The sequence below is a fragment of the Chelativorans alearensis genome (genome assembly GCF_010993735.1).
Classification (GTDB): Bacteria; Pseudomonadota; Alphaproteobacteria; order Rhizobiales; family Rhizobiaceae; genus Chelativorans; species Chelativorans alearense.
Genome location: NZ_WQNI01000027.1, coordinates 20119 through 32482, shown reverse-complemented (window position 1 = coordinate 32482; position 12364 = coordinate 20119). Strand labels below are relative to the sequence as shown.

General features: G+C 61.5%; 9 protein-coding genes. 7 read left to right on the top strand and 2 right to left on the bottom strand.

Annotation, left to right across the window (positions count from 1 at the left end; translation table 11 throughout):
• Window positions 1-541: 541 nt before the first annotated feature.
• The gene (locus tag GPJ75_RS26565) at window positions 542-898 is read left to right on the top strand and encodes a response regulator transcription factor (RefSeq protein WP_163273095.1); all 357 of its coding nucleotides are present in this window, start codon (window positions 542-544) and stop codon (window positions 896-898) included.
• Window positions 899-937: 39 nt separating this feature from the next.
• Here GPJ75_RS26565 and fixJ read toward each other — a convergent pair whose 3' ends face one another.
• Together fixJ and GPJ75_RS27515 are read right to left on the bottom strand one after the other, a co-directional pair.
• On the bottom strand, window positions 938-1555 hold the full coding sequence (gene fixJ / locus GPJ75_RS26560) for a response regulator FixJ (RefSeq protein WP_163273093.1): 618 nt from the start codon (window positions 1553-1555) through the stop codon (window positions 938-940).
• On the bottom strand, window positions 1548-3785 hold the full coding sequence (locus tag GPJ75_RS27515; RefSeq protein ID WP_246249315.1) for a sensor histidine kinase: 2238 nt from the start codon (window positions 3783-3785) through the stop codon (window positions 1548-1550). Before GPJ75_RS27515 ends, fixJ begins: the two co-directional genes overlap by 8 nt.
• A gap of 1417 nt (window positions 3786-5202) precedes the next feature.
• On the opposite strand from GPJ75_RS27515, the gene GPJ75_RS26550 reads away from it, so the two are divergent.
• The 6 genes from GPJ75_RS26550 (at window position 5203) to GPJ75_RS26525 (ending at window position 12355) form a co-directional block, all read left to right on the top strand.
• On the top strand, window positions 5203-6012 hold the full coding sequence (locus tag GPJ75_RS26550; RefSeq protein WP_246249314.1) for a CheR family methyltransferase: 810 nt from the start codon (window positions 5203-5205) through the stop codon (window positions 6010-6012).
• A 56-nt stretch (window positions 6013-6068) separates the two neighbouring features.
• Window positions 6069-7559: an oligosaccharide flippase family protein gene (locus GPJ75_RS26545; protein WP_163273089.1), complete on the top strand. Its 1491-nt coding sequence runs from the start codon at window positions 6069-6071 to the stop codon at window positions 7557-7559.
• 283 nt (window positions 7560-7842) lie between these two features.
• The gene (gene chrA / locus GPJ75_RS26540) at window positions 7843-9246 is read left to right on the top strand and encodes a chromate efflux transporter (RefSeq protein ID WP_163273087.1); all 1404 of its coding nucleotides are present in this window, start codon (window positions 7843-7845) and stop codon (window positions 9244-9246) included.
• A complete protein-coding gene (locus GPJ75_RS26535; RefSeq protein ID WP_163273085.1) occupies window positions 9233-10492 on the top strand; it encodes an MFS transporter in 1260 nt (419 codons plus the stop codon). The genes chrA and GPJ75_RS26535 overlap by 14 nt, the downstream gene beginning before the upstream one ends.
• A 258-nt stretch (window positions 10493-10750) precedes the next feature.
• A complete protein-coding gene (locus GPJ75_RS26530) occupies window positions 10751-11026 on the top strand; it encodes a metal-sensing transcriptional repressor (RefSeq protein ID WP_163273083.1) in 276 nt (91 codons plus the stop codon).
• Window positions 11027-11035: 9 nt separating this feature from the next.
• Window positions 11036-12355 (top strand): MFS transporter, encoded by a 1320-nt coding sequence (locus GPJ75_RS26525; protein WP_163273081.1) that lies wholly within the window; start codon window positions 11036-11038, stop codon window positions 12353-12355.
• Window positions 12356-12364 lie beyond the last annotated feature (9 nt).

The window sequence follows — 12364 nt, the reverse complement described above, 5'->3', positions numbered from 1 at the left end:
GCCGCTCGCTCGCTACAGCGCGGTTGAGGGCGCGCGCGCGAGCGGCTTCGTCACCGCCGCACCTACACCACGGGCTGGGACACGACCTCGCCGATGCCTTGGACCAGGAAGGACATACGAAGTTCAGCGTGCCGTTCTCCGCAGTTGTCACACGCCTCTCCGAGATCGATATCGCCCTGCCGAAACCACTGAGTCGGCCGCATCAGCGGAAGGTTTTCGATCTTGCGGCGGTTCGATCGAAAAGGCGGGCGCCCTACCAAGCGCCTGATGAGATACGGCCGATGCGGCCTCACAGCAATGTGATCGAATTCCCTGTCGGCAGGGTCTTCGCCTAAGCTGTGCTTCTCCTGGACCCTGGTTCCGTTCAGCTCTGCTAGTGTGCTGACTGCAATATCCGGCACGGGTCGTGTGGTCTGAAACCGTCGAGCGTATGTTCGCGCCGCCGCGAACGCGCGTCGTGGATGGCGACGAGCGTTGATCTGGATCATGGCGATCGCGGGCTGCAAGTCCGATCCTGCACCATGCAATGCGAGGTGCTGCCTTGAAGCCGACCATCCTGATCGTCGAGGACGATAGGGCAACCCGCCATTCCCTGAGAATGGTGCTGGAGGTCTATGGTTATACAGTCAAGGATTTCGCATCAGCGGAGGACATGGCGGAAGAGCTGCCTGATCCCCGCAGTTGCCTGATCCTCGACGTTAATTTGCCGGGCGCGAGTGGTCTGGAGACGCTCGGGCGGCTGCGCGCCTCCGGCTCATCAATCCCGGCCGTGCTCGTGACCGGCCGACCGTCCGATAAACTCCGTGACGAGGCGGCCCACCTTGATGCGCTGGCGTTCTTCGAGAAGCCGATCAATATCGATGCCCTGCTGGAAGCTATCGAGTCGATCAGGCCATGAGATGCCCAGCGGCGACTGACCAAAACCGAGGCAGTGGGCCTACCCGGTTCCGCTGCCGCCGCGCGAGACGAGGGTCAATCGGATAATTTGCGACAGGGTTGAGGCGTGCAGCTTCTCCATCACCTTTGCCCGGTGGACCTCGACCGTCCGCCGGCTGATCCCGAGGCGGTCGGCGATAACGCTGTTCGCGTGCCCCGCGGCCAGGCCGTCGAGCACCTGCCTTTCCCGCTCGGTCAGTTGCTCCAGCCGCGCGACCGCGTCCGCCTTGTTCTTCTGCCAATCGTCGGATCGGCGGTCGAGAGCAGACCGCACCGCGGCGATGATGCGCTCGTCCTCGAACGGTTTCTCGATGAAGTCGAAAGCACCCGCCTGCAGGGCCTCGATCGCCAGGCTCACATCCGATTGGCCGGTGATGACGATGACAGGCAGATCCTTGTCGATCTGCTGAACGCGGCGAACCAGATCCAGTCCGTTCATGCCGGGCATGCGAACGTCGGTAACCACGCACCTGGCGTTCCGCGATGGGAGAACGGCCAGGAAGGATTCGGCCGATTCATGAGGCTCCGCTTCGAGCGACGCCGACCCCAGCAGGAAGACCAGCGAGCTTCGCATTGCCTGGTCATCGTCGACGATGTGAATACGAACGGCGTCAGGCATCATTTTCCTTCATTCGCTGCAGTGTGAACCGAAAGACCATTCCTTCCGGCCTATTCGGCTCAGCCCAAATGCGGCCGCCATGGGCTTCCACGATCGTTCGGCAGATTGACAGCCCCATGCCCATACCATGTGCTTTCGAGGTGACGAATGGCTGGAACAGTTGGGCGGCCACCTCCTTGTCGAGACCCGGGCCGGTGTCTGCGACGCTCGCCTCGATGAAATCGTCATCCCGTAGAGCTGTCGCTATGGTCAGTTCTCGCCGGTCGCTCTCCTCCATCGCCTCCACGGCATTGCGTATCAGATTGACCATGACCTGCTGGATCTGAATCCTGTCGGCAAGAATGAGACCCGCATTCGGATCAAGATTGTAGCGTGCGATAATGGCGCGTTCCTTGGCGCCGACAAGTGCAAGCGCCCCTGCCTCCTCGATGATCTTCGAGATGTTCTCGATCGATCGGGCGCTTTCGCCGCTCTTCACGAACTCGCGCAGGCGGTTGATGATCTGGCCTGCCCTGATCGCTTGCTCCGCAGCCTGGTCAAGTGCGTCCACCAGCATTTCTTTCGGCGGCGGGCGATCAGCTGTCAGAAGGCGTCGGCATCCCTTCAAATAGTTGGAGATCGCACCCATCGGCTGGTTCAGTTCATGCGCAAGATTTGACGCCATCTCACCGAGCGCCGTAAAGCGCGAGACATGGATCAGCTCGGTCTGCAGCTCCTGCAGCCTCGTCTGTGTCTCCTGGCGCTCCGTTAGGTCACGGATGAAGCCGGTGAAGAAGCGTTGTTCACCACTCTTCATTTCTCCGACATTGAGTTCCATCGGAAAGCTGGAGCCATCCTTCCGCTCTCCGGACACGATCCGGCCGATGCCAATGATGCGCCGCTCGCCAGTGGCGAGATAGCGGGCGACATAGCCATCATGTTCCTCGCGATAAGGCGACGGCATCAACATCGACACGTTCCTGCCAAACACCTCGTCCGCCGTATAGCCGAATTGGCGTTCGGCCGCGGAGGAGAAGGAACGGATGGTCGCCCGCTCGTCGATCACCACCATCGCATCGGGCACCGTGTCGAGGATCGATTGCAGATGTGCTTCACGCTGACGAACCCGACGAGCCGCTGCCGAAAGCGCTCGTCCGACCTTGTTCACCTCTTCGACGGCGGTCTCGACCGGAACGATCTCCTCCTGGCGGCTTGCCGCGGCCCCCGCGCTTTCCAGGCTGTGGATCGCCTGCGAAAGCGTCCGGCCTATTCGATAAGCAAGACCGGTCGCCAGGATCACCAGCATAATGCCGATGACAGCCAAGGTCAGCAACGCACTGCGGAGAGGCGCGTTGAGGAGTGACACTGGAGCGCCCACCGCCACGACCCAGTCGGCGACCCGAGGTCTGGCGTAGGCTGTTCTGAAGTCTATACCTTCCAGGTTCGGGCCGATCCGGATTCCCTCTGCGCCTGGCGCCTGGCCGATGGTTCCGGGAGGCGCTGGCGTGCCGACAAACCTTTCATGTTGGGCAGAGCGGGCAACGACGGTGTTGTTGCCGTCCACGATCACGGCGAACCGCCCGGCAGGTAAGTTCACCTGTTTGAGGACATCTACGAGCTGCGCTGCGGGAACGCCGACCGAGAGAAAGTAGACGACCTCGCCATCCTTCAGCACCGGTACCATGACCACGACAACCCACAGCCCATGTACGGGCCCCTTGATAAGGTTTGAAACGGCCGGTTCCCCGGTGCGACGGACCTTCTGTTCGAATTGCGGGATATCCGGGTTCCCGCCCGCAAGCGGCGATCCCCACGGCACGGAAGTGTTCATCAGCTGCAGCGGTTCGCCGGGCGCTCGCAGGACGATATTGATGCCCAAGGCATCGTAGATCCGGTGTGCCCTACGATAGAAGACTTCGATATTGCCTCTCTGCAGTTCGGGCGCGGTCGCCAGCGACTGTAGCATGAGGATGTGGGAGCCAAGCTCCCGGTCGACGGCGATCGAAAGCTCCCGCGCCGCCGACACCACGCTTTCGTCGATCCGATCACGCTGGGCGATCACATAATACCACGCCAGCACGCCGGCGAAAATGAGGATCGGCAAAACCAGGGCCCCTCCCAGCCTCAGAAGGTGTGCCGATATCGAGCGCGACTGAGCATGCCGTTTCGATCGACTTGCTTCTTGCGTACCCTTGTCACGTTTCGTGAGACTTGGATCTGGCGATAGGTCCTTGAGCGAATTACGCGACATGCTTACCGATTACTCCGACGAGCGGATCAAGCCCATTCGGAACAACACCGGTGTTCTCGCCTTGATCCCCACGATCCCAGCGCAATGAATGCACACACGGTGGCTGCGAGCAAGAACAAGCGCCAAGGCGCAGTCGCCAAAACAACCAAACTTGCGCCAGCGGGCATTTCGCCCGCCCTGGCAGTCGATCAATTCCCCTCAAGTGGTCGCTGGCGTTTTGTGCCGTCGACGGCCGGATCGAGCCCGTGACGTCAGGCAGCGCAACGGCAATTTGCACCAAGGGATTTATCCACCTGTCGGATGAGACGGCATGCCTCCCTGAAAGGGCCAGACGGCGCGGATACTGTAGCTCGCAGCCGATCGCATCGGCCCACGGCGGTTTCAACCAAGCCGTTTCAAACCTAGCTGCCCCCATCAAGTGCCACATGAGCACGTAAAGAAGCAGGCACCCGCAGGCGTCGATAACGCTCATAACCGAACCGCCGCCCTTGACTCATTAGAGAGCAAAATCCGCCCCATGTTGGTCGTTCAGGCCACCTCCGCACACCAAGAATGGATACCAGAGTCGCAATGACCTGGCCCCCGGTAGTTTCCTCTAATGGAGGCTCGTAACCGCAAAAGAATAAATTGCTACGCGTTTTTGAGTATTTTCCGATCCCCATTTGTATTTGACGGTGCATTGCATGTGACCTTGAATGGATACATGCAGCAGAGATGGGCGAAGAACGGAAATCTCACAAGGCTTTTTAGGCTGATAATGCTCGTCGCGTTGACGCTCGCAAGCTATTCTCTTTCCTTGTCATTATCGAAGCCCTCCCATGCTCAGCAAGACATTACAGCTGTCGCATTGTCCGCGTTCGTTTCGACGGGCCATGCGCATGAAGACGATCATGGATCGACAACACATGATTGCGAGGAGTCCGAAGGCGGCGCCTGCTGCATGCCGCTTTGCCATGCAGTAGGCGGTCTTATCTATGCTTCAATCATGATATTTCCTACAACATCTCTCAGGATTCTCCGTTTCGTCATGCGGCTGAGTTCCAACGTCGCACTCAAGCCTGATCGCCCCCCGCAGCCCGACCCTTGGCCACACGGCGATAGCCGTGTCGACGCGCGCTGAGATTACTCGACGCGCATTGGTGAAAGTCTTTCGATCTCGGACCTGAAAAGGAAGCTGCCTTGTTGGCGACATGTCCTGAAGGAGCGCCAGATCAGAGGCGGTCATCTCGACCACTTCCGGGGGGCACGTCCGTCCGATGGTTCCACGAAGACTTTACCCCTCATCCATGGTCAAGAGGGCGTGTACGTTATGCTAGCAAGTGCTGAACATGTAACCAAACCAACCCATCGGACGCCGCGCCATATAGCCCGCGCAATTTGGGACACTATTCCCACGAGGGTTCAGGAAACTTCCATCATGAACTGGGTGGGACGCCTGATCTACAGAAAATACACCCGCGGTTCGATGCTGATACAATCCCACTACACCAAATTCCTAAGGAATCCACCGCTACTCGAGGTGCTCGCCGACTCGATGTCGGCTATTCCGCAGGGGTCTGTTGTGAAACTCTCCTCGATTGGGTGCAGCACCGGCGCGGAGCTCTACTCCGCCCTCTATGTTTTGCGCGAAGCCCGCCCTGATCTTCGAATACTGGCCTGTGGCGCCGATATATCTGCGGCGGCGGTCGAGGTGGCCAAGAAAGGAATTTATCGATCGGATATCCCGGCGGTGCAAGACAGCCTTTACGAGGCCGGGCGGCCTGAGGTCACCAAGGAGGAAATCGAGGTGCTGGGAGGCATCCTCCAGCGGCAACCTAACGGCATGTTCCTTGTGAGAGACCGGCTGAGGGAAGGCATTCGCTGGATCGTCGCCGACGCCTGTGATGGCCAACTCACGGAAGAGCTTGGACCTCAAGACGTCGTGATGGCGAACAACGTATTGGGCGCCATGCCCGACGCGGTCGCTGAGGAATGCCTGCGCAATATCATGGGCATGGTTCGTCCGGGCGGATATCTCGTGGTGGAGGGGATCGATCTCGATCTGAAGACGGACATCCTGAAGGATTCAGGCTTCCTCCCCGTCCTTGATCGAATGGATGAGATTTGGAGGGCGGATACGTCGAAGCGAGGCTGGCCATGGTTCCGCTGGGGACTTGAGCCAGTGGATCGCAACCTGCCCGGCTGGGAACTGCGCTATTCGGTCATTTTCCGCCGCTCCGGGCCCTGATTCAAACTGATGAGAACCTTGGGCCTTACGCGGGGCAATGTTTTGAAGGCGTAGTCATGGTTTTTGAGAAGGCGATCGAAAGTGCTCGCCGGTTCGGCGTCTTAGGTTCGGACTGGTCGCTTATCGGGGGCGGTGTATGGATTGCCTTCTCAAAAGCTGCCTCTCAACTGGCTCAGCTTGCCACAATCTTCGTCGCTGCCCGCTTCCTCAGCCCGACCGAGTTCGGCACCTTCGCGTTCACCTCCGCAATCGGAATTTTTCTCGTCGTCCTCGCTGAAGGCGGGTGGGCGGAATTCATTATGAAATCGAGCGACGATCGCGAACGATTTGACCAAGTATCCACAATAGCGCTGATCAGCGGATTTATTTTCACCGCACTTGGAATGGCAACTTCGGCGGTCGTATATTTCGAGTTCAGCCATTGGCATGGTCTTCTGCTTGGATTGCTTTGCTTCTGCATTTTGCCGGCTGCCCTGACGACCGCTTATCACGGGACGCTCGTCTGCCGCGGCGAATTGCGCAAGCAAGCGATGATCCGGGTTACCGCGGAAGCAACAGGGATTGTCGCGACCATCTTCGCGTTGCTGGCCGGGCTGAACGTCTTTGGCCTGGTTGCAGGCAGGATCATCATACAGGTGATCGTGCTGATCGGAACGGCTCGCGCAGTCGACCGCATGCCCCGCCTGGTCTTGTCCCACTCGTCCATGACGGAAGTCCTAGCATTCTCGCAGCACATCCTTGCAAACAGATTGATCGTTTTCCTTTGGTCGTACTCGGGAACCCTGGCGGTTGGCGGCTTTCTCGGCATGGCGGAAGCCGGTTACTACCGCGCCGCCGAGAGAGTTGTAGCTGCAATTTCAGAACTTGTCGGCGAGCCAGCGCGGGCTCTAGGGTGGGTGGTGTTCAAGCGCGCTAATGAGCAGGCGCACAACGATGGTCACGAATCTCGAGCGGGAGCAAACGGCAGGTTCCTCGTTACGTTGCTCGCGCTTGCTGCTCCAGTCTATCTCGGCCTGGCACTGGTGTCGGAAGACGTGATATATTTCGCGCTTGGAGAGAACTGGATGCCTGCGGCAGTCGTCGTCTCGATCTTGTGTCTGAAACAACTGATTCTCACGCCCGGCTATATCACGGAACCGCTTCTATCGGTTGCGGGAAACGTGCACAAAAGGCTTCCCATCACGATCTTGAACATGGCAGTTGCGCTCACGCTTGTCGTAATATTTGCGCCATTCGGTCTGATCCCATTGGCTCTAGGCCAGGTTCTTGGCGCGGGATTCGCACTCATCACGACGATCAAGCTGCAGATCAGCTATGGCGGGGTGAACTGGTACGGCGTCGCCCGCAACGCTGCTGCCACCGCCCTATGGCCTCTCATGGTGATGGTCTTCGTCGTTCTTGCAATTGAGAACGTCCTCGGGTCCCACACGTTCAATCGCGGGGCCGTGTTTCTCCTGGAGGTCCTTGCAGGCGCATCGGCCTACGGCCTGTGCGTCTTGATTGCGGTAAAGCTTCTGCGGGAGTCCCGAAGAGTGACCGCTGCCTAACGCGTACTGGTCATCCGCTGGGCGGGATGGTCGGACGCCAAGGCGATCCGCCCATGCCTCCAGTGGAGATCAACTTTGCCACTTCTTGAAAGCAGACATCGCAGCGACCACGCTGGAGGCCGTGGTTGCGCCATTTCTTCGTATCCACCGCGTCCCTTAACAGCGGTCGTTTATTCGAACTCCCCCGACGGGTCATGCTAGGACTTATCGAGGGAGCACCCGTCTTCGATAACCTTTACCAGTATTTCCGCAAGAAGCGCCGGTGACGCGCAGGGATGGATTGATGAACAAGCTCGCAAGCAACAACACGCAATCCATCGAGCGCGACGATGCGCCCGACCACGGCATCCCCTTCGGAGAGGCCGTCCGCGTCTGGGCTCGAGTGGCGGCGCTCTCCTTCGGCGGCCCGGCCGGGCAGATCGCCGTGATGCACCGGATCATCGTTGAGGAGAAGCGCTGGATCGGCGAGACGCGCTTCCTGCACGCGCTCAACTACTGCATGCTTCTGCCGGGACCGGAGGCGCAGCAGCTCGCCGTCTATATCGGCTGGCTCCTCCACAAGACCAAGGGTGGGCTCGTCGCCGGCATCCTGTTCGTGCTGCCGGGCGTCATCGCCATCATGGGTCTGAGCTGGATCTATGCGCTGTTCGGCAATGTCGGCGCCGTCGAGGCGCTGTTCTTCGGGCTGAAGGCGGCGGTGCTCGCCATCGTACTCGAGGCCGTGGTACGTGTGGGCAGACGCGCCCTCAAGAACAACGTCATGGTGGCGCTCGCGGCCGCCGCCTTCATCGCCATCTTCTTCTTCCACGTGCCGTTTCCTCTGATCATCCTGACGGCGGCCCTGATCGGCTTTGCCGGCGGCCGCGCGGGCCTCGCCCCCTTCCTCGCCGCCAACGGGCACGGCAAGGTGGGCGACAGGCAGATTGCCGATGCCGACAGCATCCTCGGCGAGACGATCCCGACCCATGCGCGGCCTTCCGTGGCTTGGGCGCTGAAGATCGCGAGTGTCTTCCTGGTTTTGTGGCTTGCGCCGGTCGCAGCCCTGCTAGCCGCGCTCGGTCCCGGCAATGTCTTTGCCGACATCGCCGTCTTCTTCTCCAAGATGGCCGTGGTGACCTTCGGCGGCGCGTATGCCGTTCTCGCCTATGTCGCGCAGCAGGCGGTGGAGACCTATCAGTGGCTCCAGCCCGGCGAGATGCTGGACGGGCTTGGGATGGCCGAGACCACGCCCGGGCCGCTCATCATGGTTACGCAGTTCGTCGGGTTCATGGGCGCCTTCCGTGCGCCTGGTTCGCTCGATCCGCTGGTGGCCGGCACGCTCGCCGGGCTTCTCACCACCTGGGTGACCTTTACGCCCTGCTTCCTGTGGATATTCCTCGGCGCGCCCTATGTCGAGGCGCTGCGCAGCAACCGAGCGCTTTCGGCCGCCTTGGCAACGATCACCGCCGCCGTCGTCGGCGTCATCCTCAATCTCGCGGTGTGGTTCGGGCTGCACGTACTCTTCGGCGAGCTGATCGAGGTGAGCGGCTTCGGCATGGGTATCGATGTGCCGATCCTGAGCTCGGTGAATGCGGCCTCGCTCGTGCTTACCCTCGGCGCGTTGGTCGCCGTGTTCCGCTTTAAGGTCGGCATGTTGAAGGTGCTTGCCGCCTGTTCCCTTGCGGGGCTCGCCTATGGACTCCTCTGACACCCGAACGGACGCTCGGCCGCGCCCGTGGCTCCACCCTGCGAACTGTCTCTTCACGGCGCGGGCACTGCGCGATTTCAGCGACGGCTTCGTGGCCATCCTCCTGCCGGTCTATCTGCTTGCGCTCGGCTTCAGCCCGCTTGAGGTCGGCGTCATCGCCACCGCCTCGCTGCTCGGCTCTGCGCTACTCACTATCGGAGTCGGCTTCCTCGGCGCGCGTTTCGATCATCGTCAGCTGCTGCTGGCGGCCGCGAGCCTGATGATCGCTACCGGCGTCGCCTTTGCCGTTGTTCACGACTATGCGCTGCTCCTAGTCGTGGCCTTCGCCGGCACGATCAACCCGTCTGCCGGCAGCGTGAGCGTGTTTGTGCCGATCGAGCATGCGGCGCTGACGCGGGAAGTGAGTGACGCCAATCGGACGAGGATGTTCGCCCGCTACAGCTTGGTAGGAGCGCTCGCAAGTGCCGTCGGCGCGCTCGCCTCGGCCATTCCCGATGTGATGACCACCGTCGGCCTCGGCCAGCTCATGGCGATCAAGCTGATGTTCGTCCTCTATGCGGTTGTCGGGCTCCTGGGCGGCCTGTTCTATGCACGCATCCCGAAGCGCCCGCCCGCAAGCGAGGCGGCCGCCGCGCTCGGTCCCTCCCGCGCCATCGTCTTCAGGCTCGCGGCACTCTTCAGCCTCGATGCCTTCGCCGGCGGGTTCGTCGTGCAGTCGCTGCTGGCGCTGTGGCTGTTCGAGCGGTTCGACCTGTCGCTGTCAGCTGCGGGTGTGTTCTTCTTCTGGTCAGGCGTGCTGTCGGCCTTCTCATTTCCCGTCGCCGCCTGGCTGTCGCGGCACATCGGGCTCGTCAACACGATGGTATTCACCCACATTCCCTCTAGCATTGCCCTGATGCTGGCGGCGCTCGCGCCGAACTTGAGCATTGCCCTTGCCCTGCTGCTGATCCGGGCCGCGCTTTCCCAGATGGACGTGCCGACACGCTCGTCCTACGTCATGGCCGTGGTGACGGAGGCCGAGCGCGCCGCCGCCGCGAGCTTCACCTCCGTCCCCCGCAGCCTCGCCGCGGCCGCCAGTCCCGCCCTGGCCGGCGCCTTGTTCGCTGCATCTTACAAGGCTTGGCCGCTCCTGATCTGCGGTGCGCTCAAGATAATCTATGACCTGCTGCTGCTCGCGCGGTTCCGCCACATCAAGCCGCCGGAAGAGCGGAAGGAGATAGGCGCTGATCTGTCTCACCGGCGTTGACTCTCAATAAAAAAAGTGAGTACTCGCTTTTTTTATTGAGAGGGGTTGAGGCTATGGGCCGTATGAAAGTCATAGACGATAAAACCCTGGCCATTATCGCCGGACTGCTTTTCCTGGCACACACCTTCAATCTCGCGGGCATCGTTCGCTCCGTACACGGAGGATAATCTTTTTGGGGGCCGCAGCAGAGTGCCGCAGCCTCCTGCCTGGCATCTCCTAAGCCTTGCCTGTATCCCCCAGGGGAGGATAGAGTGAGGCATGCTAGAAACGCTTCACTCCACCCATCCCGCCATCGTCAAGCGCCTGAAGCGCGCTGAAGGCCATCTGCGCAGCGTGGTCGCGATGATCGAAGGCGGACGGCCTTGCCTTGAACTCGCCCAGCAGCTGCACGCAGTCGAAAAGGCCATATGTCAGGCCAAGAAGACGCTCATCCGTGACCATCTCGATCACTGCCTCGGCGATGCCGCGAAGGCCTTGCCCGCCGGGCAGCAGCGCTCGATCGCGGAGTTCAAGGAGATCACCAAGTACCTCTAGGACGCCCCAGTGCTCGGCATTCTCGCAAATCGCACCTATCGTCATCTCTTCGCCGCGCAGGTGATCGCGCTGATCGGCACCGGGCTGGCGACGGTCGCGCTTGGCCTTCTGGCGTTCGAACTGGCCGGCGGCGAGGCGGGCGTGGTGCTGGGAACCGCGCTGGCGATCAAGATGATCGCCTATGTCGGCGTCGCGCCTATCGCCGCCGCCTTCGCCGAGCGGTTGCCCCGGCGGGCCGTGCTTGTCAGTCTTGATCTTGTGCGCGGGGGCGTCGCGGTGCTGCTGCCCTTCGTTGCCGAGGTCTGGCAGGTCTATGTGCTGATCTTTCTGCTGCAATCGGCATCGGCGGGATTTACGCCGACCTTCCAGGCGACCATTCCGGACGTCCTGCCCAAGGAGAAGGACTACACGCGGGCACTCTCCCTGTCGCGATTGGCCTACGATCTGGAAAGCCTTCTCAGCCCGATGCTCGCCGCCGCGCTGCTGACGGTTGTGAGCTTTCATGCGCTTTTTGCCGGCACCGTGATCGGCTTCCTGGCATCGGCCGCTCTGGTCGTCTCGGTTCTGCTCCCGAGCCCCAGGCCGTCCGCGCCGCGCCCCATCTATGAGCGGACCACGCGCGGCTCCCGCATCTATCTCGCCACGCCGAGGCTGCGTGGCCTGCTTGCGGTCAATATGGCGGTCGCCGCCGCCGGTGCGATGGCGATCGTCAATACGGTGGTCATCGTGCAGGGCGAGTTCGCCCTGTCTCAGCGCGCGACCGCGCTGGCGCTGGCGGCGTTCGGCGGCGGGTCGATGGTCGCCGCACTCGCCCTGCCAAGGCTGCTCGAAGTCATACCCGACCGTGTGGCGATGCTGGCAGGCGTGCTGCTCATGGCGCTCGGTCTCGTGGCAGGGGCCGTCGTCTCGGGCTACCAGGTCCTTCTGCTGCTCTGGTTCGTTATCGGCCTCGGCTATTCTGCGGCCCAGACGCCGTCGGGCCGGTTGCTGCGGCGTTCCTCGCATGCTGAAGACCGGCCCGCCTTGTTCGCGGCACAGTTCGCGCTGTCACATGCCTGCTGGCTCGTCACCTATCCGCTGGCCGGATGGCTCGGCGCCTCTGTCGGGCTCACCGCGACGTTCCTGGTCCTGGCCGCGATCGCGGCCGCCGCCCTCGTGACAGCAGCCCTCGTGTGGCCGGCTTCCGAACCGGAAGTCGTCGAGCACCGGCATCCCGGCCTTGCCCAGGACGATCCGCATTGGGCGGAAGGATCGCGGCGCGGGGAGCGTCGCCATGCTCACGCCTTTGTCATCGACGATCTGCATCCGCAATGGCCGCGCGAGCCATGACCTGTAAGG

What these genes read in the sequence shown, in the direction of transcription:
- GPJ75_RS26550 (WP_246249314.1), top strand. Translation starts at nt 5,203, where the DNA reads ATGAACTGGGTGGGACGCCTGATCTACAGAAAATACACCCGCGGTTCG.
- GPJ75_RS27515 (WP_246249315.1), bottom strand. Translation starts at nt 3,785, where the DNA reads ATGTCGCGTAATTCGCTCAAGGACCTATCGCCAGATCCAAGTCTCACG.
- chrA (WP_163273087.1), top strand. Translation starts at nt 7,843, where the DNA reads ATGAACAAGCTCGCAAGCAACAACACGCAATCCATCGAGCGCGACGAT.
- GPJ75_RS26535 (WP_163273085.1), top strand. Translation starts at nt 9,233, where the DNA reads ATGGACTCCTCTGACACCCGAACGGACGCTCGGCCGCGCCCGTGGCTC.
- GPJ75_RS26530 (WP_163273083.1), top strand. Translation starts at nt 10,751, where the DNA reads ATGCTAGAAACGCTTCACTCCACCCATCCCGCCATCGTCAAGCGCCTG.
- GPJ75_RS26545 (WP_163273089.1), top strand. Translation starts at nt 6,069, where the DNA reads ATGGTTTTTGAGAAGGCGATCGAAAGTGCTCGCCGGTTCGGCGTCTTA.
- fixJ (WP_163273093.1), bottom strand. Translation starts at nt 1,555, where the DNA reads ATGCCTGACGCCGTTCGTATTCACATCGTCGACGATGACCAGGCAATG.